Below are 21,982 nucleotides of genomic sequence, written 5' to 3' on the forward strand. Positions count from 1 at the left end.
CACTGCATACGATATTAAGAATAGCTTTCAAGTGGTGTGATAACTCACTCCAGAAAACTATGTTTACCAAGAATAGTGAAACTGAATTTTCATCATAAATATTATAATAAGGCTAAAAAGTTAACCTAAAATAAGGAGAACATAATCCCGTATTTATTCTTTTTTGCGATTCAATTCATACTCGCTAATATTTGTCATGCACACTCATTAACGTTAATGACGTGGAATTTTCAATGGCTAGCGGATCATCCCAAAAACGACATACAACGAACAGCAAAAGACTACCAAGTATTAAAGCAAATCTTTCTTACTCACCAACCCGATATTCTCGCCTTTCAAGAAGTCGATAGTGCCTCAAGCCTTCATCGCATTGTTCCTAAAGACCGCTATCAAATATACATATCATCAAGAGTCAAAAACAAAGACGACGTTTTTAATGGGATCAACCAATTCACTGGTTTTGCCGTTAAAAAAAACCTTACCGTTAAAGAACACCCAGATATAACCACGTTGAGCTCTCCCGCTATAGCATTAGGAAACAAGCCGTATTACCCACAAAAGTTACGTTATGGTTCAGCAATTAAAGTCAATCTTAATCAGCATGATATTATCGTTGTGAATGTACACTTAAAATCAGGTTGCTTTACTCCTAAACAGCTAAAGAACAACCGTAAAAAATCCTGTCGCACACTGAATTTACAACGAACATTAATCCAACAATGGATAGAACAGCAAGAAGTGAAAAGGCAGCCTTTTATCTTAGTTGGCGATTTTAATCATCGTATATCTCTTAATACAACAAATAACAAAACTTACTTTTTCTCCAATAATAATCAGCAAGGTTCTTTAAAATGGCTTACTCATAATGTTAAAGGTAACTGTTTAACAAAAAGAAGAAAGAAGAATAAAACCTATTATCGTCGTTATAAAGAATTAATTGACCATGGTTTTAGTAGTGAACATTTTACTATCTCATCTATCCAGCAGGTACCTTATTCCTTCGAGCAAGTATCAACTTACCAATTGAGTGATCACTGTCCAGTTATCTTTAGCCTCAGTTTTACACCGTTTATTTCTTCATGACTTATTAAGAGTCAAAGAAAAGCCCACTTACCGACACCCTACGAGAAAGTGTAAAATAAGTGGGTATTGTTCATCAAATTTTATTCTGTCGCGTAATTGGAGCCATTGTAGTAACGTACATCAGGCACAATATTATGTTTATTCAACAAGCGGTACATTGTTGCTCTTGAAACACCAAGATCTTTTGCAGCTGATGCTACTTGACCACGGTGAGTTTCTAATACAGCAACCAGTACGTCTTTTTCTGCCTCATCTTTAATATTACGTAAACTTTGCTTCATATTAATTTTCTTAGGTAAGTCGAAGTGTTCAACACCCACTTCATTACCATCTGTTAATAACGAAACGCGTTTAACTTGATTTATTAGCTCTCGTACATTACCCGGCCAGTTATAACGGAGAAGTAACTGCTTTGCTTCTTCATTATACTGAGTTGCAATGGTGTTATATTCGCTTGAATACTTATGTAAGAAATATTCAGCTAAAGCAATAATATCAGCACCTCTTTCACGTAACGTTGGTACTGAAATATGGAAAACATTAAGTCGGTAAAATAACTCTTTACTGAATGTTTCATTCGCAATTGCTTGTTCTAAATTAGCACTAGAGCAGGCAATAACACGAACATCACACTCTCTGGTATCTTCTAAAGAGTCATTAGTCGGTTTTTGTAAATAAGCGAGAAGCTTCTGTTGCAAGTTTTTAGACAGTTCTTCAATACCATTAAGTAAAACCGTACCCGCTTTTATCGTGTTTTCAGATACATGTTCACCGTCTGAATTTAAAAAGGCTATTTGCTCATCATCGTCCATAACTGATGCGCAATTGATCATAGTAAAACTGTCATTTCTTCGTTTACTTAAATTATGGATAGAATTCGCAATAAGATCTTTTCCGGTTCCTTGCTCACCGCTAATAAAAATATTAACGTCTGTCATTGCAACACGCCGAACCATATCTCTCAAATGCTTAATTGATTTAGATTCACCAAATAAACCGATATCTTGCTGAGCATCTGTCCAAGAATTAGATTCAATTTCTAACATGCCTAATTGATGGCCGACAGTTTCCAATAGATGCGTCGATGGAATGGGAATTGAAAAATAATCAACACAATAATTATTTATAAATTGACAAATAGCATCCATACCAAGCTGTTCTTTCTTAATTACAGCAATCCATTTTACTTGCTTGGTTTTATTTGCCCTTAAAGAAATGCTATTTAAACTAAAATCATTATTACTAAGATCGACAATACAAATGCAAGGACTATATTCTTCCAAGATGGCATCAGCAGTACGAAGGTCATAACAACAATGTGTTTTCCATCCAGTTTGTTCTAATAACGCAATCCAAGGTTCATAAGTACAGCCAATAGCAACGAGTTTAGCTTTGAACGTTTTCTTATCACACTGTGCTAGCATTGAAGCCACCTTTATAATATCGTTGATTCCCCTCTTTTTTATAATATAGGCAACAAATGAATAATATGCCTCGTATTAATACCGCTAAATAAATAAAATATATACTATTTATTTTGCATACCAAAATGCAAAAAATACATTATTATATCTAATTCATCATCTTATTTATTAATTATAACTGTTTTTATGATGTTATATTTTTATCTAATTCTTTTTTTGACAAATAAATACAAGAGATAAATCCATTTTAAATATCTAATTAATTATGTTGTATTGTATAACTATATTTACATTCTTATTATAATAAGAAATTAAACAGCCATGACGGCAACCACATAAATTTCATTTTTGTTGTATCAGGCTCACCAGATCCATAAACATTAACTGGGTTATTTTGACTATCTATTGCCTCTTCATTCCCTACGATTTGGTATCCATTCTTTGCTCGTGAACGAATACTCTCCTCAATTTCAGCGACAAGCTGATCGTTGCCACGACAAAAAAGTCCCATTTCAGTATTATAGTGATTAGAACGGTTATCAATATTGTACGTCCCCACCATCACTTCATTTTGAGCATCACCATTGCGTTTATAAATTTGTGTTTTTGAATGCATTCCCCACCGTGCATTTTCCACCGCTTTACTCACTGAAGCCGTTTCATTTAGCCATTCGCCAGCATGGAGATAGATATGCATTCCCTTAGCTTGCCAATCATAAACATGACTATAGAGTTGTGCCGCTACATAAGTGGCATCGGTTGAGGATAAAGAATTGGTGTATAACGTCATATCGATATTTTTATCGAGTAATATTTGCATTAAATGCTCTGATTTTCGATTATTCAGTAAATGTTGTTAAACCATATCTAATAAAGGGACTGTAAAAATCACTTGCTCTATAATCGAGTATTTATGTTAATTTATAATATTTTTTTATCAATTATGAATACCACAATTTAAAGTCAAAAAAAAACCAGTAATAAACTAAGTTATTACTGGTTCTGAGAGTATTACTGTTTTATTTTTAACTTTTAAAAAAAATAGTTTTTATTTTCTCTTTCAAGCTATACATAATCATTAAATAGTTTTAATCAAACTTGATTGTAGATTCCCCCCAATGTGCAATTTCACCTGATTTTATTAATTGGGCTTCGCTAGGTGCAACATGCTTTCCTGATAGATCTGTCGGGGTAAATTGCTCAATATTTTGCGCTGAGAGATCGACGAGACTAGCATCCCCTCCTTTTAGTGGATCACCTACCGCAACTGCGCTACCGTCCACGAAAAGTACGGTGAATGCATGTCTTGATGGATAAATTAATCCAACCTCTTTATCAGGAGTGTTGACAACTTTAGTTAACTGATCACTGCCATTTAAATCACGGACGTATATACTGCGAGAATCACCAGCAAGCAAAAGTTGATCACTATTAATCTCGCCAGCGATGATTTTTTCACTGTTTGGAAGTTTTATTTCGTTTACAGAGACGTCATCCCAAAGCATCATTACACCGTCATCGCGCAACGCTGCGAAATCAGTTCCTGTTTTATCACCGTAAACTTCGATGAATTTATGGTTGTTAAGAGCCGCACGATGTACCTGTCCTGATGTATAACCAATTGGCACAACTGAACCATCTTTTCTCAACACTACGAAGTTCTCTTTATTAGATGCGACACTTTTAACTTTATGATCATTTGTCAAAAAATCATTTTCATCGAAATCATTTAGCTTCGCTCCCCAAACAACAGGCTTACCATCGTACCCAATTGCTAAAAAACCAAGAGTATTTTTACGGATATCATAAACATCTAATTTGTCTGCATTGTACGGACAGGATATATACCCAAAACACTGCAAACCGAAACGACCATTGTTCGCAACAACCATGTATGAATTGCTTGTAATTGTTGCTGTATGTGTTTTAAGTTGCTGCTCTGGCAATGCGTCTTTACCCCAACTTACCATCTTTCCAGACGATTTAACTGCGTAGAACGTACCCATGTCATCACTACTGACATGCCAAACTGGATCTGTTGAACTTAAATCAACGGCTGTTGCGTCACCACCATAGGCATTTTCTCCCCAAGCCGTAACTGAACCATCTGAATTTAGCGCAGCAAACGCATATCTCGTACTATACACGCGAGTTACAGCGTTGAGATTAACAGCACTGGAATCTCCACCATAAGGTGCATAACCAAATGTTTTGACTGTTTTATCATCGAATAATATAGCGTGTGCCGAGCTGGTGGATGTGATTTTTCTCGCTGGATTGCCCCGTAAAAAAAATAGGCTTGAAGCATCACCGCCACTATTTTCGTCTCCCCAAGCGATTACCTTGCCTGTGGCTTGTATGATCGCTTGAGAGTAGTCATTGCCTGAATGTGAATGGTTCTTCATCGCACCGACTTTTTGTATAATATCAACAGATACCAAATCTTTACCGTCATAAACCCAAACAGCGATTCGCGCACCAAAGTCGTCAGGATCGATATCTAGCCCCATAGGATAATCAACGATACGCTCAAACGTATTATCATCATCAGAATCAATCCCTACTTGAGCATTCATTTGATTGCACTCTTTGCACTCAATCGTAATATCAAGAGGTTTCCAAGCTTCAATTTCACCTACCGTGATCACTACTTTTGAATCCACTGGTACTGGATCTACTGGATCTACTGGATCTACTGGATCTACTGGATCTACTGGTATGATTTCATCAACAGGGGGAACAACCACATCAACAGGGGGAACAACCACATCAACAGGGGGAACAACCACATCAACAGGAGGAACAACCACATCAACAGGAGGAACAACCACATCAACAGGGGGAACAACTACTTCAACAGGGGGAACAACTACTTCAACAGGGGGTGTTACCGATGGTGGTGTGATAACTGTTTCACTGTCTTTATCAATAGGTAAATCTGAGCCTTTATCCGATTCGCCTCCACCACCGCCACCGCATCCAGTTAGGGCGATTAACACTATGTAAGATATATACTTTAACATGAAATCCCTTTTTTATAGTTCACTTTTATTCTTATTCAATATAATTTAAAAAAACGTCAACGAGAATACCTCTCAAGTTGACGGTATTATCATTTTTAAATGTAATTATTTTCGGAGATTGTTTGGATTGGAATAATGCTCATATAGAAATGAGCATAAATGCTTGTTTTGATATTATTTAATATCTAACTTATCGAGAATTAAGGGATAAACCTCATTGTCAATATTTTCAAATTCCGTAAAGGAGAGGCCAATATTAAACTGTTATCGACTGTCATCACTTTATCGAAAATAGTTTTACGTAAAAAACGATAATTATCACTATACGGATCTTTAAATCGCGTCCAGAATGATCCTCCTGGTGCGTCTGAAGTAAATGTCGTTTCAGGACATAAATACGTCTTTTTCTCCATTAAAATCGGTCTTGCGATGGCTTCTATTCTTGCTCTTGTCGCCTCTTCAATTTCTGTGTGAGCAAGAAAGGCTTGAACGGCTTCCTGTTTACGCTCGTATTTTTGCAATTCAATACGATTGTTAGGTACTTCAGGAGAGTGATAACGTTCACTGATATCATGTTCAAAAAACGCATTAAAAGAATCTTGCATCGCTTTAACAATAGACCCTGATACATGCAGATCGCGATCAAGAAAGTTATATTGTTCTGAAAGATCAAAATAATCATTTTCGATATTTCGTCCACCCGTTACCGCTTCTTTACCATCAACCACCAACAATTTACGATGATTACGAAAGTTTATCGTAGAAATATAATACAGCGGTGCGGCATTATAATAACGAACATCAATACCATGATCTTTCAAACCATCGGCGTAGTATTCATCAAACTCAAATACGGTGGCAGACTTATCAATTAATACCCGTACTTTTACTCCTCGCTTTGCTGCTGACACTAATTCTTGCACGATTATTTTCCCACTCATATCGGGCGAGAAAATAAAGTATTCCACCTCTATCGTTTTATGAGCACGTCGGATCATATCAATACGGGTTTGTAATGCTGCAATACCGCTATTAAGTACTGTTATGTCATTGCGCCCTACACCGCTATCCGGCTGATAAATATCAACTTGATGAAACGGGTAAGGATTCGATGACGAAAGATCATGATAGCTCTCAAAATCTTCATCCCAATAAACCCAATTACACCCAGAGAGTAGTAATGATAATGACACAGTGGTTGCAATAGAACGGTAAGTAAACAACACAGGCTCCTTGTGCTATATAGATAAATCCCTTTATTATTTCATCTTGCATGACAACCTAATAAAACCCCATAAAATTGTAATAATCAGTAGGATAAAACAAGATCTCTGTTCTATTTTGATTTATTCTTACAATCAATCGACATAACTACCAAGGTAATACACCCATGTCTACGCCATTAGATGCAACAGCAATTGAAACAATCCAAGGTTTTGATGCCGAAAAGCGTTACAAGCATTTAGTTAAAGAAGTTGTCGCTAACCGTGAAATTTGGATCCTTATCGATGAACACGGTTGTGTAATGCTTAATACCGACGATGAAGACTGTGTACCAGTATGGCCAAATAAAGAGTTTGCAGAAGCATGGGCAACTGGTGAGTGGGATAATTGTAAAGCAGAAGCTATTTCATTAAACAAATGGCATAGCCGTTGGACACATGGCCTTGAAGATGACGAACTGGCAATCGTTGTATTTCCAATTCAAGATCAAGAGGGTTTAGTGATCTACCCTGACGAGTTAGATTACGAGCTAAAGAACCAAGCAAAAAAACAGCGTTAATCGCTGGACGAATTTACAATACTAAGGTCAGAGTTATTCTGGCCTTTTTTATAGGAGAAAAACGTAAATGGACGCACTACTTCAAACCATTAAACAAAATCCAACCATCGTTGAATTTGCACACGTTATGGCAGTGATCACTGAACATTACGATTACCAAGCCACCACATTTTACAATGGTTTAAAAGACGATACGTTAAAGAATGATGCAGGAACAAATGAAGGTTCATGTAAGATTTTTGCTTTTGCGCAATTAAATCAACTATCAGAACAAGAAACGCTAGCTTGTTTTGGTCAATATTACCGTCAAGATGTGTTAGAACATCCTGAAAACAACGACCACCAAAATATTCGTCATTTTATTAAATACGGTTGGTCTGGCATTCAGTTTGATACATTCCCGTTAACAGCTAAAGCTTAATCACAAACAAGCCATCACGATAATTACTCTCTATCAACTTAGAACAATACGATGATGGCTTGCTTAATATAATAATTGAAAAATTAACTTAACGGCTTATTACAATGACTACATTTCTGCGGCGGCTTCATAAAAAATGGTGAGCGAGTTGCCTGCCCACAGCTATCACAAAACTTGGTAGAACGAATAGTCAACAATGTTAATGGCACCAATAACACTAGAATCGCAACTAACCATACCGTTGGTGGTTGCATATAAATAATGAACCCGCCAATCACGACGTTACTAAACACGGTATAAATTGGCCATAATTTACGCTTTTTTGCTACATCCTTACCGCGTTGAAATATCATTACACTACCCACAACCAGTGCAACCCAAATAACGATAAAGCCAATTAATAGATTTTCCTGCATTACTTACTATCCCTACGATTAAACACTATAAAATTTCACATTGAACAAACTTCAAACAACAAAAGTAACTTATCCCCCTCATTGAAAGCATAATTAACCTCTCAATAAGTATGGTTTTATGACCCTTCTCACAATGTTGGATTATCGTTAAAAAAAATAAACATTTTTATTACCACTTTTCAAAATAAAGTATTATCTTTAGCGCCAGAACAGGACGTTCAGGAATAAATCACAGACTTAGCTGCCATTTGCTAGTGCGCTGTGCTAAAGGAGTAAAAAATGGTTGTTCACACTGTCGCTCGTACTCATCGTCTACTACCTTCTGCGGTTAGCAATGACACAATTGCTGATGCGATGTTTCAACATTCAAAAAATAGTCATAATTTTAAGCTCATTAATAAAACGAGTGTATTATTCAATTCACCGCATTCTATCAAAGAGCTACAGCAAATTCCTAGCTGGCGTCAGCATAATATTACACAGCCTTATAATCAGTTAGAGAAGTTATACCAGCACGCGTACCCAGCTCAACAAGAGCTAAATATGCTATTAGAATCCGCCGCACTCGCTAGCCATTCTCAGGCTTTTTTACCAGGAATTAAAAACCAAAAACGTGCTGAGAAGAAAATAGCCACAGAGTTACTCGGTAACGTAAATAAGCTAACCGATGTTGTACGAGGAAGTGTTGTCGCAACAAACATTAGCGATTTAGTGAAAGCTTATTACTACCTAGCTCAATATAGCGATATTGTTAGAGTGAAGAACCGTTTTGATTCCCCTGCAGTATCTGGCTATCGCGATATCAAAGTGTTAATTCGGTTAAGCAATAGTGGGCTTATCGCTGAAATTCAACTACACCTTGAAGCCATTGCAGAAATTAAAAATGGTGAAGAGCATGATATCTATGAAGCCATTCAAAACATCGAGCGTATTTCGATAATTAAACGTCGAGCGCTAGATGATATTGAAAAAATGCAAATCAAACGCTTACAGGAAAAATCCCAGGCACTATATGCAAAAGCGTGGCAAGCTTATACTCAGCATTTCAATCTAGCCAGCTAATAAAACAACATACAACAATGTGATCAGAACCGCATTTTTATGCGGTTTTTTTATCGTTTTATGAATATTGACACAGAGTTTACCTCCCATTCAGGCTATATTGCTAACATCAGATCAGAAAGTAAAACCAAGCGCCGACAAACTACACAACACTTTTAAATACTCTTTTTGTGTGTTTGATATTGAAGGACAATATCGTTGGGAGTTGCTTAATGGATGTAAAATCTGTTCTACGTACAAGCTTTATTCTGTTCTGTATGCTTAGCCGTTCTGTGGTTGCAGCACCCGCTGTTGCGCCTGCATACACAATCTCTGACCAACCATCACCAACCCGTTTATCTCAAGCAAGCCGGAAGTCATTTCAACGTGATTTAAGTGGTTTATATAGCATTCAATCTTGGAAAAATAATAACATTGCACAACCGTATGATGACTTTACTACCTTGTACCAAGCATCAACTCAAGCACAAGTTGAATTAGCACATCTTATGCGTAGCATTAGCCTAGTTTCATCAACTGAAGCATTAGTTCCTGCCGTTAAGTCAATGGCACGCGCACAACATAAAATTGAAACAGAGCTAAATGGTCAAACGAATAAAATTACGGATATCGCGCGTGCTTCTCTCGTTGCTAACGATGTTTCATCGTTAGTGCAATCTTTTGAACTACTAAGCAAAGAAGCGACCATTGTAGGTGTTAAAAACCGCTTTAAAAAACCAACAGCTTCTGGTTACCGTGATTTGAATGTATTAGTTGAACTGCCACAAAGTAAAATCATTGCCGAAGTACAACTTCACTTAAAAGATATTTCTGATGTGAAAAATGGTAAAGAGCATGATATTTACGAACAAATTCAGAAAATTGAACGTTTAGCTCTGCATCAAAAACGCCCCCTGACAGAGTTTGAAGAGAAGAAAATTAAAAAACTACGTCAAGAGTCATTACATTTATACCAAGCCGCTTGGCAGCAATACTTACAACCTAACAGCATTGCCGTCTAACTCACTTTCTATTCACTTCAACGCCCTACTCACTAGGGCGTTTTTGTATTTATCACTTGAATCGCAGATTTTTAATCATTCAAAAGCGCTACCTTTAAAAACAAACAGCAACACATAACTCTATGTGTGTAATTTGTTATTGGTTAACCGATAACAATAAGTAAAGCCCATCACGCTAGTTCGTAATGGGCTTTTTGTATATTTATTAGAAATAAAGCATTAAGAATTTGAATTTATAATATTTTTAAGCAATACCTATAAAAACCTATTGTTTAAACGCAGGTAGACTTATGACTATCAAAAAGACAATTACACTTCTTATCACTCACTTACTTGCCGGTGCATTCGGTGTTGCCCTAGGGATCTATTTACTGCCTATTTTGACTGCGCCAACGGCACCAACACAATCTGAAGTCTCTCGCATTTCGAAGCAAGCCCAGTATTCTGGTGAGTTCACAAAAGGATCAGCTGGTAGCGACTTTCTCCATTGGGGCGAAGGTAAAGTTTCAATCTCACCAACAAAAATAACCTTAATGGGAAAACTCGCACCAGGGCCTGATTATAAACTATACCTATCACCTAAATTTGTAGAAACCGAAACAGAATTTAACCAAGAAAAAGCCAATATGATGTTGGTAGGAAACGTGAAAACCTTTGATAATTTCGTTGTCAATGTGCCTCAGAATATTAATATCACTGAATACGATACAGTGATCGTGTGGTGTGAATCTTTTGGTCAATTTATTACTTCAGCTAAATACCAATAAGATTGAACACAGCTACACTTTAGACGCGAATAACCTCTTATGGGTTGAATACAATAGTCTTAATATCCTCCACTCCAAATATTATTTTTAACTAACACTTGCTGAGCTTTTATTTTTAATACGAACAAAAAAGCGATCGTTAGATCGCTTTTTACTATCAATAAATCATAAGATTAATTAGAGCTAGATAAAGCAACCTTCGCGCCTAATGCCATTAACACCACACCCATGACTTTTTCAATATACTGCTGAGCTGATAAGAAAGCATTTTTAATGTAACTGCGGTTTAAGAAAATTGCGACCAGAGAAAACCAAACAAAACAGGTAAATGACACAATCGCACCATAGGTAATTTGAATAGCGATAGGTGTCGACGCACTAACTAACTGAGTGAATAAACTCAAGAAGAATAACGTTGCTTTAGGGTTTAACATATTGTTTAAAAAACCCATTTTAAAAGCTGCAATAGCACTAACATCCTTCTTTTTAAGATCACTATTCTCTAATGTTGTCTTCGCTGTGCTTTTTAGACTTTTATAACCAATATAAAGCAGATAGGCCGCACCAAGGTATTTAACGATAGAAAAGAGAACAATAGATTGAGAAAGCAATACGCCAATCCCTGCTAAGGTATAAAAAATATGTACCCAAATCGCAGCAGCAACACCTAATGCAGTGAGAATACCAGAACGCGTTGAATGAACGAGACTATTTCTAACCACAATCAGAAAGTCAGGTCCCGGTGTAATAATGGTTAAAACCGTGATAGTAACAACGGCTATTAATTCTGTTAGGTAGGTCGTAAATAATTCCATTTCAGTCTCTTTTTCTTTTCACTCTCCACAATAGTTAAAAACAATTAAAAAAACAAACAATTTATTAACAACCTAATATACAGATCAAAATCAAAATACCTTACTTCCCTTTGTGCTACCTTGCGCTTTCAATAAATAGAGACAACACCATGACCAAACCAGATATTCTCACAACTATTAAAGATTTCACTGCTATAGAGCAGGCACTTGATTACTTTGAGATTAGCTACGACAGCCAATTTATCAATGCCAATCGTGAGGCGTTAGTAAAGCGCTTTGGTGGTTATTTGATCATGGAAAAGCCTGATGATTGGTTTTCAGGCCGCCGAGCATTGAAAAATGCCTACTGTCGTGTACAACGTTCATTATTAGATAAATCAACAAGACAAGCTTGTCGCGGATGTACCAGTTGTCAACGTCGATAATAAACAAAAAGCCCATCACGTTTGTAATGGGCTTCATATGCAATATATTATTTTAATATGATGATACCTTGCCGGTTGGGATTCATCCTTTCACTATTGCTATCTTACTTTTTCTTCTTTACCTTGCCTTGTACTGCTTTAAATCTTGGATTTGATTTACAAATAACATAAAGGCGTCCACGGCGCTTAACGACTTGGCAATCCTTACTTCGCTGCTTTGCACTTTTTAATGAGCTTAATACCTGCATCGTTATTCCCCTTTTAGCCCTGTCATCGCAAACTGTTTATTAAATCGAGCAACACGCCCATCACGTTTCGTCATCTTCTGCTTACCGGTGTAAAACGGATGAGAGTGCATAGAAACATCTAACGTGACATAAGGATATATTTCTCCCTCTAGTTCAACCGTTCTTGACGTTTGTATTGTTGAACCAACCATTATGTACTTGTCTGCACCTGTGTCATGAAAAGCCACCGTTCGATATTCTGGGTGTATACCTTCTTTCATTATTACTCTCCCTCGCTGCCTTTTGGTTATGTTATAACATAACAATAAGCAAGATCAACAAAGATGATAATAGTTATCAGTAAGATTCATATCGAGATGCGGATAATGACTGAAACCACTTTTTTATACCGATCATTTTATAAAGCAGAAGATCTCTTTCTTATTCATCAAAATGAGAATGGGTTAGAACATGATCTTGTTGCTAATTACATTCAATCAAGTTTAAGCCTCGCGACTTGGTATAGAAAAGAATCTGATTTTGCGAATCCATTATTAGAAGAACTTTTTCTTCGCTGCCTCTTTTACAACCTTTTGAATACCATTAATGACGCACTTTAACAGCTTCATGATTAACATAAAAAACACAGAAAAAGAGAAACTTAAACATTAATCTGAATAACCAATGTAATAGCGATTAATTTTCCAACCTGATATTGCAAAATTAGCTATAATTAGGGGTGTCACAAATTTTCTCTTTAGTTAAAATATCGAAATAATATGGCTGATTATCATGCCATTGTTGGGCTTTTTTGCCCTTTTAAACATCATCATTCAGGAATGTACATTCATGAACCAACCAGTAGACACTGTTGATAAAACTGAGCGAGATAATTCAACGAATGATATGCAACTTGCACAGTTTAATATTGCACGCATCTTTAGCATCATTCTTAATGTGGTATTAATCCTCGCACAAATTAAGTTATTAAAAACACACGACGTTACCATTAAAACATACGGACTTTTTCTGCTATGTAACGTAAGCATTTTATTTAGTCTCTTTGCACCACGTTTAACAAGCTTTAAATTAAAACAAATTCTCAAATACGCTTATATGCCAACGGTTATTGCTGTATTTATTTTTATTGGTCAAGTCACTAACTAAATACTGATTAAGTACCGAGCATGAAGTGTTAAAAATAATGATTTCGATTATGCTAACACTTCATTAATTATTCTAATTCAGCTATCCCAATACTTCGTTACAAATAACCACTCAATAACAGAGTCATTCATTGTTTTATTAAAACATTCAAAAATGTATCACTCATCACAATCTTCTCTCTTACCTCCAGTAATGTTGCGCGATATGATAGCCCTACTAAACGTTATATCTGTTCCTTTCTCATTTAAGTTCATTCATGCATGGAGCAAAAATGAATATCGGTATTTATATTTACGACAATGCAGAAGTTCTCGACTTTTCTGGGCCTTTTGAAGTTTTTAGTACCGCTAAGCGCTTACATGCAAAAGATTGGAATATATTCCTCATTGCTGAAACGTCTGATCCAGTGACAGCACGAGGTGGCTTCCAAGTACTACCACATTACAGCTTCAACGATCACCCGCATATAGATGTTCTCATCGTTGTCGGTGGTATTCACACTGAAGAAATGAATAAAACAGAAGTATTAGCATGGATAAAGCATATTGATACAACAGCAACTCACGTTGTTTCTGTTTGCACTGGCGTCTTTTTACTCGCACAAGCCCAATTGCTTAGCCATTTGTTTGTCACAACCCACTGGGAGGACATCCCAATTTTAATCGAAACCTTCCCTGAACTAAATGTCATAGATAACAAGAGATGGGTTTGTGATGGAAAATATATAACATCCGGAGGTATATCAGCAGGAATAGATATGAGCTTATACCTCGTATCAAAATTACACAGCTTAGTGCTTGCAGAACAAGTGGCACATCAAATGGAATACCATTGGCAACAATACCCTTAAAATGATTTACAATAAATGCCAACAAGCAGGACGCCATGACGATCATATCAACCGTTAAAAATGCCCTTTCAGAAATAGGCTATCCCGCCAAAGCGATTAAAACCAGTCAGGTTCGGGCCCTTTCTGCTGCGCTTTTTAAACAATTAGAAATCCAAGATATTGATTCAACTTTATCAGTGTGTGAAACATTGCTAAAACAGCGTGATTGGGCTTGTAGTATTATTGCTTACGATTGGGCATTTAAAATGAGGAAGCAATACACTCCTGAAACCTTTACAACTTTCCAACATTGGCTATTTACTTACGTAACTGACTGGAACGATTGTGATGATTTTTGTACCCATGCTTTTGGTGAATTGCTACTGAAATATAAAGCACTATTTCCTAAAATTTTACCGTGGGTAAACCATGATAACTTTGCTGTTCGTCGTGCTATGGCGGTGATCCTGATTTATCCAATGAACAAAAAAGACTACAGCGACTTATCCCCGTTAACCGTGGCGAATTTACTCCAGAATGATGAGCACTACTTGGTGCAAAAAGGATACGGTTGGATGCTAAAAGTACTGTCTAAACACGAACCTGAAACTGTGATTAAATACTTAACTCAGCACCGCAGCGCGATGACCCGTACGGCTTTTCGCTATGCGCTAGAAAAACTGGATAAAACCACGCAACAAAAATTAATGGCACTATAAAACTACGAGCCTATTTGTTTTTTCAACGCTGCATAAGAGGTTTGCTGAGCATGAATGCGAACCGAGTGATTGTAGACTAAAACCTGCCTTGCCCCAGCTCCCATTGCTAATTCTTTTAACACCCGCTCTTCAATATCAGTGAGACCACCGTCTACTTTTTCCAATTGATGTATCACAATACGTGGGCTTATTGAGAACTTGTTATTACCTAATACTTCACGGACAGCATATTGCAGCAGCTTTTCAGCACATGCAAAATCACCGACAAACGAGCGTTTATGATCAAACGGATTAATTACTGTAATATTTGAACCTGATAAATGTTTTGCGTTATCTCCTACCGCTAGTACATTCTTTTTCTTACCTTCAATCGCAATATAGGGAGATAAATCCACCCTTTCACCCGTTCCAAATACCTGAACAGATAACTGTTTAGATCTCAGTTCAATCAACAAATCGCGTTTGAACTTTTGTAAGAATGACATTGCCTTGCTCTATCCTCAAATCAAAGCTGTTAAAAGTGATGCTTAATTGGAGTGACTAATTCAGGTTTCGTCACGACCATCGCATAATAGCCAAAACTGAGATCCGTTTTTCTCCCCACTAAAATGACGCGATCATTTAATGATAATTTACTCCCGACTTCAGGGGGAATATCACAAATATTATCATTCATAAATTGCGTAAACTCTTCTGGCTCAATACACCAATCCATGCTTCTATCTTGTGAAAGTTCTTTAATGACAACAGTTTGATACGCAATATTGATAGGAAAAGCAAGAATTACACTAGGGATCACTTTTATATAAAATATGTAAATAAAGAGCGGTGTTATAGTAAAGAAAATGAATGCTGGTGCAATACTGAAAATCTTATTTCCTTTCTTTGTTATACGAGTAAAAACGTCTATTCTAAAGCTATCATTTGTTACGAGAAAATAAACGAACAGCAAAAAAAGAATAATATAGGTACATATTGCCATCATTAACAACATGTTATGAGCATCTGCATACACCAATGTAGACGGCGCCAAAATCAGAAATAATAACCCACTAAAAATAAGAAATACGTAATAACCCAACGATGCGAATAACGACCACATTAGCTATTCACCATTTCTTTTCTAGGTGAACTCACATTCATTAAATTACCCACCAGCATAAAACTGGCACCTAAGAAGAGAGTCCAATCAATCCCTTCCTCATAAACATAAAAGCCCACAATTGCGATTAAAGGCAAGCGCAAAAAGTCCATCATAACCACTAAGGTTACATCAGCAAATTGCATTGCTTTGGTCATACAGAAATGGGCTAATAGTGCTGAAACAGACACTAAAACAATCCAACCCCACGCAAAGATATTGGGTGATTGCCAACCTTGGTAAGCCAGTATTAACCCAAACGGAAGTTGTACTAAACACATGAAAAATAGAATAGTTAATGGCTTATCTGAAGTAGAAAGCAATTTAGTTGAAGCATGAGATACGGCATAACACATCGCCGCCCCTAGTACGATTAGCGAAGCACTATTAATGATTTTAATACCGGGCTGAACAATAATAAGTACGCCAATGAAACCCAGCACTAAGGAGAACAAACGCTTTGAGGTAAAGCGTTCGTTTAAGAGCAACGTGGCAATAATTGCAGTCCAAATAGGTACGGTAAACTCAATCGCAAAAACTTCTGCCAAGGGTAATAATGTTAACCCTAATAACCAGCCATATTGACCAGCAAAGTGGAATACATTGCGAAATACGTGTAACCGCAAGCGTTGTGTCTGAAATAAACGCTTATCTTGATAATATAAGATAATAGCACTAATAATACCTAACCCAATTATACTACGCAGTGCCATTAACTGAGCTGTGGTGATATCACCAGATAACTCTCTAGCACCAATCGCTATTAAACAAAACGAGCAAAGTGCACCCATCATCCATAATATTGACAGCATCACTGCTAACCCTTTTTGAATACTTGTGATATTAATGATTTAAAGTCTAAACCAAGTCCATAAACCCAAACCAGATATAAATAATACCCACCAATTATAAAGCAATATAAAGTTCTTTAATTAATGTGGTTTATTATTAAAGACTCTAATTTTTCAACAACAGATGGAGATCTATTAATATCCAGTTCAAACCAACCATCAGTCCCCATCTGGTATAACTGACTTACCTTTAGCTCTTTACATTTTTTATTGTAAGTGCCTATAACGTTAAATATGCCAAAATCAGTGTTTATTCGACTTATATTAAATTTTTGCATTCGTTCAACTTAATAATAAATTACTCATATTATAACTTCTTATCTTGTCTTTCTTTTCGAATACAAATAAAGGCGAAGTACGACACATCTTCATGTAACAAAAATCCCCTTATCATTTACGTATAGACGATTATGCAATAGCAAAAGGTATGTTTGCATAACTCAATAAAGACAGAAGAAATAATCGAGAATATGCTTATTCTAATGCTTAAATATTGATTTTAAAGGGATGAGGTGATGTGATGAAGAAAGCGCTTAAAATAAATACTGTCTATATCAATATGGAAACGATTGTTGCTTTTGATCTTGACTATAAAATTGATGGTAATCGTGCTTTGTACCTAATGACCAATAGCAATGAACTACCTTTTCTTGAAATTGAAGTCGCAGAAGATGGGCAGGCAGAATCTACCGACTATCAAGCACAAAAAGTAACGAATCGAGAATATAATCGTATCAAGAGTGAACTCATGGCATACATGGGGTTATAAATCATTAGGTGCAATTATCTATGTAAGACTCGCAGCGCTTTATTCATCCAGATTTTATCGATAAAGCGTTGTTTCACTATTTTCTTTCGTCAATAAAAGCCACTCAGAACTATGGGGAGTAGCGCTAAGTGGCAATCCTCTTCATAAAAAGAGGCAAGTGAAACCATTATATTTTTACTGGTATCTTTATTATTTTAAGATCGATTTAAGAAAACTATTCATTAAACGTAAGGATATGTTTTATAACGCACTCCCATCATCTGCTCCATGCAATGCACAACCTGACAGCTATAACCAAACTCATTGTCATACCAAATATACAAAACGGCACGATTATCTTGTGCAATGGTCGCAACACCATCAACCACTCCCGAATAACGCGAACCAACTAAATCTGTCGAGACAACTTCTGTCGAGTCAGTAAAATCAATTTGTGCAGATAACGTTGAAGAGAGCGCCATTTCTCGTAAATAAGCGTTCAACGCTTCTTTATCGGTACTTTGCTCTAATTGAAGATTCATTACCGCCATTGATACATTTGGGGTTGGAACACGAATCGCGTTGCCTGTTAATTTACCTGCCATTTCAGGCATGGCTTTTGCCACTGCTTTAGCAGCACCGGTTGATGTCAGCACCATGTTCAATGAAGCAGCACGGCCACGACGATCTCCGGTGTGGAAATTATCTATCAGATTTTGGTCATTAGTAAATGAATGTACTGTTTCAATATGACCAAACAATACACCAAACTTATCATGTACTGCCTTTAATACCGGAGTAATCGCATTTGTCGTGCAACTTGCAGCAGAAATTATCGTGTCTTCACGGTCAATAACATCTTCATTTACACCGAATACAACGTTCTTTATTTCTCCTTTACCTGGCGCGGTCAACAACACCTTTTTGGCACCTCTACATGCAAGGTGCTGGCTAAGCCCTTCAGTATCGCGCCACACACCTGTATTATCAACAACTAAGGCGTCCTTAATACCGAAAGTGGAGTAATCGACATCTTGCGGTTTATTGGCATAAATCACTTGAATGTAGTTACCATTCACAATGATGACTTTACGTTCATGATCGATGACTATACTGCCATTAAACTGACCATGCACAGAGTCTCGACGTAGTAAACTGGCGCGTTTTTCTAAGTCACCGTCTTTTCCACCCCGCACCACAATTGCACGTAATCTTAATGGATAACCGGGCCCACTCTTTTCAACTAATAATCGAGTTAATAAACGACCTATACGACCAAAACCATACAGCACCACATCACGAGGCTCTGTCATTGGATCATCTTCAAGTGAATCTTTCAATGCTGTTTGCAAGAAATCATCCATCCCATGTGTATCTACATTACTCTCCCAAAATGTATATGCGAGGCGCCCGACATCAATACGACAAGGTGACAAATCCATCTTAATAAGATGCTGAATAATTGGTTGCGTTTGTTCAACTGTAAGTGAACAACCAATGTAACGCTTGGCAACACGGTGAGCTTTGATGATGTCGATTGTTGTCGCATTAACTAATGTTTTACCAAAAAGTATAACTTCAACACCTTTTTGACGGTACAGTTGGCCTAAAACAGGAGCAATAGATTCGGCGTAAGTTTGACTCGTTTGCCATTCTCGGAAGTGCTTTTCTGGACTCATTTTTTCTCAGGACCTTTTCACGTTAAGTTTTTGCTTTCATGGCGATTGTAGGGAGCCACTTAGCATTAAGAGTGCATTTCAAGTCATGGTCTTTAGTGCCACTTTAAAGACTCGAAAGCACAGCATTTCAAGCTGTAGTTTTTATATGATTGCGTTTAAGATGAGATTAGCTGTTCAGCTAGGAAAAATAAGTGTCACTCATGATTGATAACGAGTAAAAGCAATGGAGAGCTTAAATCGTTACACATGGCGTCAATAAGGCTGCGACACATTAAAAATGGGAATGTTTCATCCCCCATTTTTAACTTATTTAATTTACAGATAATTAAATCGCAACCCAATCAAGTATCAATAACACGAAGACATTACTCATTGAAAAGTAAGGCCTCTCATTAAAAATTACTCAATCGTTAAAGTATCTGATCAAGGGCATTGAAAAAACGTTCGATTTCTTCTTCGGTATTATAATGCATTAAACCGACACGTAAGATCCCACCCTTTTTTGTTATTTTAAGTGCATCTGTCAACATATCAGCGTAAAGATGACCACTCCAGGTGTAAATCTCCTGCTCTCCTAAATGAGCGGCTACCTCTGTTGGGTTCAACTCACCAAAGCGCAGTGCAAACGTTGCCGTTCTATTACTAATACTAGGCTCGCCAAACAATTCAATTGAAGGGTAGTCTTTCAAACGTGTCAGGAACTTGCTCGCGAGAAAGTTCTCGTAATTTCCAATGTTCTCATAACCACTCTCTAATTGTTCTCGTAAACACCTTCCGTGGCCTAAAGACGCTAAGTAATCAATTGTCGAAGAGAATGCCGATAACGCCTCAAAATTTAGCGTTCCTGTTTCCCAGCAATTCGGTGAGTATGAAGGGGCTGGCTCTACCTTATAAGGAGAGTAATACTCTAACGCCTGTTGGCGACCGTACAAGACACCAAGGTGAGGGCCGAAGAACTTGTAGGCAGAGCCTGCAACAAAGTCAGCGCCTAAAGAAGCAACGTTAATGATTTTATGGGGTAAAAGATGCACGGCATCAATATAAACGACACTGCCATTGGCTTTACCAAGACGGGTTATTTTTTCAATATCGACTAACGTACCCGAAAGATTACTCGCTGCAGTCACAGCAATAAGTCGGGTTTTATCATTTAGTAGGCGTTCAAACGCTTCAAGGTCAAGTTGGCAAGTATTATCCAAGATAGGAATATAATGAACTTTTACCCCTTTATCTTGAGCAGCCATCGCCCATGATGAGCGATTTGAACCATGATCTGCAGTACTCAGTATGATCTCATCACCTTCTTTCCAATCGTTACTTATCGCACGGCTAAAATGGAAAGTCATCGAGGTCATATTAGCCCCAAAGATAATTTCTTCTTTTTTCTCTGCGCCAAAAAGTGCTGCCGCTTTCTCACGACATGTATCGACAAGCTCTACCGTTTTACGACTGACAGAAAAATGACCGCCGAGGTTAGTATTACCCTGCTTAAGATAATTACCATAACTCTCTATCACGCTAAGCGGTTGTTGTGCACCTCCTGGACCATCAAAATAGATAGCTTGACGACCATCAACCTCACAATTTAACGCTGGAAATTGTTTACGTAGAAGATCTACATGCTGACTAAGCGGTAAAGACGAAGACATCTCTTACTCCTTTTTGCCCTTCAATATTGGATAATGTTTCAGATATGTAATGATAAAAGCGTTCGTCATTGAGTATTACAAATTGGTTTTCTTCAAGCACTGTATTCATATGTGGATGCTGCTCTACTGGAGAAGCAAAGATTTGCGTATATCCGCCTGAGATGTTTTTTCTTTGAACACAGAAAATACCAACATACCGAAAGCCATCTTGGTGTATTCCTTCTGGCGCAGGTGCACTTGCAGCATCATGGTCGCAAGTAACACGAATTTGGTGAACATCCACAACTGAGTGATCATCTATAGCCCCAGTGCGTTCCATAAATGATTTCAAAAGATGCTGAAATTCAACGGTATTTACCATGTCTTGTGATATATCAGAAAAGTCTCGCTCAACGTCACCGAGCACCCGGTTAACTTGAGATGACTGTTTAAATTTTGAATGGGGAAGTTTAATGATGCTTCCATTTTCAAACTGAAAACGCGCGTAAGCACGAAATCGATGATCGCTGTTGATGTACTTGTCAGGGGGGAGCAGGTCAAAGAATGGAGCAACTTTCGCTGCTACCTTTGACGGTACTTGGAAAGCTTCGATTAAGAATTTATTTTCTATCTCCATTAAACACCCTCGCCTCTATCCATGTTAATAACTCGTTAACTAACATTATAATATATTGCTAAAGTGTTTAATTTCAATCAAATAAGCCAAAAAGAACATAAATTCCAAAACCTAAATCCAGAAAAGAATAAAATTA

General features: G+C 37.1%; 26 protein-coding genes. 12 read left to right on the forward strand and 14 right to left on the reverse strand.

Going from position 1 to position 21,982, the window contains the following annotated elements; genetic code table 11:
- Positions 1-216 precede the first annotated feature (216 nt).
- Positions 217-1,083 (forward strand): endonuclease/exonuclease/phosphatase family protein, encoded by an 867-nt coding sequence (locus C9J46_RS15245; RefSeq protein ID WP_107291141.1) that lies wholly within the window; start codon positions 217-219, stop codon positions 1,081-1,083.
- A gap of 80 nt (positions 1,084-1,163) precedes the next feature.
- Here the strand turns inward: C9J46_RS15245 and C9J46_RS15250 are convergent, their stop codons facing one another.
- The 4 genes from C9J46_RS15250 to C9J46_RS15265 all read right to left on the reverse strand — a co-directional run bounded on the left by C9J46_RS15250 (position 1,164) and on the right by C9J46_RS15265 (position 6,753).
- Positions 1,164-2,507, reverse strand: a complete 1,344-nt coding sequence (locus C9J46_RS15250) for a sigma-54 dependent transcriptional regulator (protein WP_107291142.1) — start codon at positions 2,505-2,507, stop codon at positions 1,164-1,166.
- Positions 2,508-2,805: 298 nt separating this feature from the next.
- Entirely contained in the window at positions 2,806-3,327 is a 522-nt protein-coding gene (locus C9J46_RS15255) for a phospholipase D-like domain-containing protein (protein ID WP_233217776.1), read from the reverse strand.
- A gap of 268 nt (positions 3,328-3,595) precedes the next feature.
- A complete protein-coding gene (locus C9J46_RS21675; protein WP_199190641.1) occupies positions 3,596-5,530 on the reverse strand; it encodes a hypothetical protein in 1,935 nt (644 codons plus the stop codon).
- Between the two features lie 200 nt (positions 5,531-5,730).
- On the reverse strand, positions 5,731-6,753 hold the full coding sequence (locus C9J46_RS15265) for a phospholipase D-like domain-containing protein (RefSeq protein WP_233217777.1): 1,023 nt from the start codon (positions 6,751-6,753) through the stop codon (positions 5,731-5,733).
- A 167-nt stretch (positions 6,754-6,920) separates the two neighbouring features.
- Here C9J46_RS15265 and C9J46_RS15270 point away from each other — a divergent pair, with 167 nt between their 5' ends.
- Together C9J46_RS15270 and C9J46_RS15275 are read left to right on the forward strand one after the other, a co-directional pair.
- Entirely contained in the window at positions 6,921-7,313 is a 393-nt protein-coding gene (locus tag C9J46_RS15270) for a DUF2750 domain-containing protein (protein ID WP_005365846.1), read from the forward strand.
- A gap of 67 nt (positions 7,314-7,380) precedes the next feature.
- Positions 7,381-7,734: a HopJ type III effector protein gene (locus C9J46_RS15275; RefSeq protein WP_107207563.1), complete on the forward strand. Its 354-nt coding sequence runs from the start codon at positions 7,381-7,383 to the stop codon at positions 7,732-7,734.
- Positions 7,735-7,817: 83 nt separating this feature from the next.
- Here C9J46_RS15275 and C9J46_RS15280 read toward each other — a convergent pair whose 3' ends face one another.
- Positions 7,818-8,150 (reverse strand): hypothetical protein, encoded by a 333-nt coding sequence (locus C9J46_RS15280; protein ID WP_107207562.1) that lies wholly within the window; start codon positions 8,148-8,150, stop codon positions 7,818-7,820.
- A gap of 279 nt (positions 8,151-8,429) precedes the next feature.
- Between C9J46_RS15280 and C9J46_RS15285 the strand changes: the two genes are divergently transcribed.
- From C9J46_RS15285 to C9J46_RS15295, 3 genes are all read left to right on the forward strand, one after another.
- A complete protein-coding gene (locus C9J46_RS15285; RefSeq protein ID WP_107207561.1) occupies positions 8,430-9,212 on the forward strand; it encodes a phosphoribosylglycinamide formyltransferase in 783 nt (260 codons plus the stop codon).
- 212 nt (positions 9,213-9,424) lie between these two features.
- On the forward strand, positions 9,425-10,213 hold the full coding sequence (locus C9J46_RS15290) for a phosphoribosylglycinamide formyltransferase (RefSeq protein ID WP_107246133.1): 789 nt from the start codon (positions 9,425-9,427) through the stop codon (positions 10,211-10,213).
- A gap of 290 nt (positions 10,214-10,503) precedes the next feature.
- The gene (locus C9J46_RS15295) at positions 10,504-10,980 is read left to right on the forward strand and encodes a DM13 domain-containing protein (RefSeq protein WP_107291143.1); all 477 of its coding nucleotides are present in this window, start codon (positions 10,504-10,506) and stop codon (positions 10,978-10,980) included.
- 173 nt (positions 10,981-11,153) lie between these two features.
- Here C9J46_RS15295 and C9J46_RS15300 read toward each other — a convergent pair whose 3' ends face one another.
- Positions 11,154-11,795 carry a LysE family translocator gene (locus tag C9J46_RS15300; RefSeq protein WP_107246135.1) on the reverse strand — a complete coding sequence of 214 codons (642 nt, stop codon included), beginning with the start codon at positions 11,793-11,795 and terminating at the stop codon, positions 11,154-11,156.
- Positions 11,796-11,944: 149 nt separating this feature from the next.
- Between C9J46_RS15300 and C9J46_RS15305 the strand changes: the two genes are divergently transcribed.
- A complete protein-coding gene (locus C9J46_RS15305; RefSeq protein ID WP_107207557.1) occupies positions 11,945-12,220 on the forward strand; it encodes a nitrogenase-stabilizing/protective protein NifW in 276 nt (91 codons plus the stop codon).
- A 104-nt stretch (positions 12,221-12,324) separates the two neighbouring features.
- Here C9J46_RS15305 and ykgO read toward each other — a convergent pair whose 3' ends face one another.
- Positions 12,325-12,468 (reverse strand): type B 50S ribosomal protein L36, encoded by a 144-nt coding sequence (gene ykgO / locus C9J46_RS15310; protein WP_023934641.1) that lies wholly within the window; start codon positions 12,466-12,468, stop codon positions 12,325-12,327.
- Positions 12,469-12,470: 2 nt separating this feature from the next.
- The gene (locus C9J46_RS15315; protein WP_107261129.1) at positions 12,471-12,728 is read right to left on the reverse strand and encodes a type B 50S ribosomal protein L31; all 258 of its coding nucleotides are present in this window, start codon (positions 12,726-12,728) and stop codon (positions 12,471-12,473) included.
- Between the two features lie 105 nt (positions 12,729-12,833).
- On the opposite strand from C9J46_RS15315, the gene C9J46_RS15320 reads away from it, so the two are divergent.
- From C9J46_RS15320 to C9J46_RS15335, 4 genes are all read left to right on the forward strand, one after another.
- Positions 12,834-13,067 carry a hypothetical protein gene (locus tag C9J46_RS15320; RefSeq protein ID WP_233217779.1) on the forward strand — a complete coding sequence of 78 codons (234 nt, stop codon included), beginning with the start codon at positions 12,834-12,836 and terminating at the stop codon, positions 13,065-13,067.
- A gap of 229 nt (positions 13,068-13,296) precedes the next feature.
- Positions 13,297-13,614: a fumarate hydratase gene (locus C9J46_RS15325; RefSeq protein WP_107207556.1), complete on the forward strand. Its 318-nt coding sequence runs from the start codon at positions 13,297-13,299 to the stop codon at positions 13,612-13,614.
- A gap of 271 nt (positions 13,615-13,885) precedes the next feature.
- Positions 13,886-14,464 (forward strand): DJ-1/PfpI family protein, encoded by a 579-nt coding sequence (locus C9J46_RS15330; RefSeq protein ID WP_107291144.1) that lies wholly within the window; start codon positions 13,886-13,888, stop codon positions 14,462-14,464.
- 11 nt (positions 14,465-14,475) lie between these two features.
- Entirely contained in the window at positions 14,476-15,162 is a 687-nt protein-coding gene (locus tag C9J46_RS15335; protein WP_304590120.1) for a DNA alkylation repair protein, read from the forward strand.
- A gap of 2 nt (positions 15,163-15,164) precedes the next feature.
- Here the strand turns inward: C9J46_RS15335 and C9J46_RS15340 are convergent, their stop codons facing one another.
- From C9J46_RS15340 to C9J46_RS15350, 3 genes are read right to left on the reverse strand one after another with little or no spacing between them, the layout of a single operon-like run.
- Positions 15,165-15,647 carry a rod shape-determining protein gene (locus C9J46_RS15340; protein ID WP_107291146.1) on the reverse strand — a complete coding sequence of 161 codons (483 nt, stop codon included), beginning with the start codon at positions 15,645-15,647 and terminating at the stop codon, positions 15,165-15,167.
- Positions 15,648-15,676: 29 nt separating this feature from the next.
- Positions 15,677-16,264: a hypothetical protein gene (locus C9J46_RS15345; RefSeq protein WP_107291147.1), complete on the reverse strand. Its 588-nt coding sequence runs from the start codon at positions 16,262-16,264 to the stop codon at positions 15,677-15,679.
- Positions 16,264-17,115, reverse strand: coding sequence for a DMT family transporter (locus C9J46_RS15350; protein ID WP_107291148.1), 852 nt, complete (start codon positions 17,113-17,115; stop codon positions 16,264-16,266). Before C9J46_RS15350 ends, C9J46_RS15345 begins: the two co-directional genes overlap by 1 nt.
- Positions 17,116-17,674: 559 nt before the next feature.
- Here C9J46_RS15350 and C9J46_RS15360 point away from each other — a divergent pair.
- The gene (locus tag C9J46_RS15360) at positions 17,675-17,923 is read left to right on the forward strand and encodes a hypothetical protein (RefSeq protein WP_105061985.1); all 249 of its coding nucleotides are present in this window, start codon (positions 17,675-17,677) and stop codon (positions 17,921-17,923) included.
- Positions 17,924-18,144: 221 nt separating this feature from the next.
- On the opposite strand, the gene C9J46_RS15365 is transcribed toward C9J46_RS15360, so the two are convergent.
- The 3 genes from C9J46_RS15365 to C9J46_RS15375 all read right to left on the reverse strand — a co-directional run bounded on the left by C9J46_RS15365 (position 18,145) and on the right by C9J46_RS15375 (position 21,846).
- Complete coding sequence (locus C9J46_RS15365; RefSeq protein WP_107291149.1) at positions 18,145-19,581, reverse strand: glyceraldehyde-3-phosphate dehydrogenase; 1,437 nt, start codon at positions 19,579-19,581, stop codon at positions 18,145-18,147.
- 410 nt (positions 19,582-19,991) lie between these two features.
- Positions 19,992-21,230 carry a cysteine desulfurase-like protein gene (locus tag C9J46_RS15370; RefSeq protein ID WP_107291150.1) on the reverse strand — a complete coding sequence of 413 codons (1,239 nt, stop codon included), beginning with the start codon at positions 21,228-21,230 and terminating at the stop codon, positions 19,992-19,994.
- Positions 21,208-21,846: a 2OG-Fe dioxygenase family protein gene (locus C9J46_RS15375; protein WP_107207547.1), complete on the reverse strand. Its 639-nt coding sequence runs from the start codon at positions 21,844-21,846 to the stop codon at positions 21,208-21,210. The genes C9J46_RS15370 and C9J46_RS15375 overlap by 23 nt, the downstream gene beginning before the upstream one ends.
- Positions 21,847-21,982: the final 136 nt, after the last annotated feature.

Source organism: Photobacterium sp. GB-36 (assembly GCF_003026135.1).
GTDB lineage: Bacteria > Pseudomonadota > Gammaproteobacteria > Enterobacterales > Vibrionaceae > Photobacterium.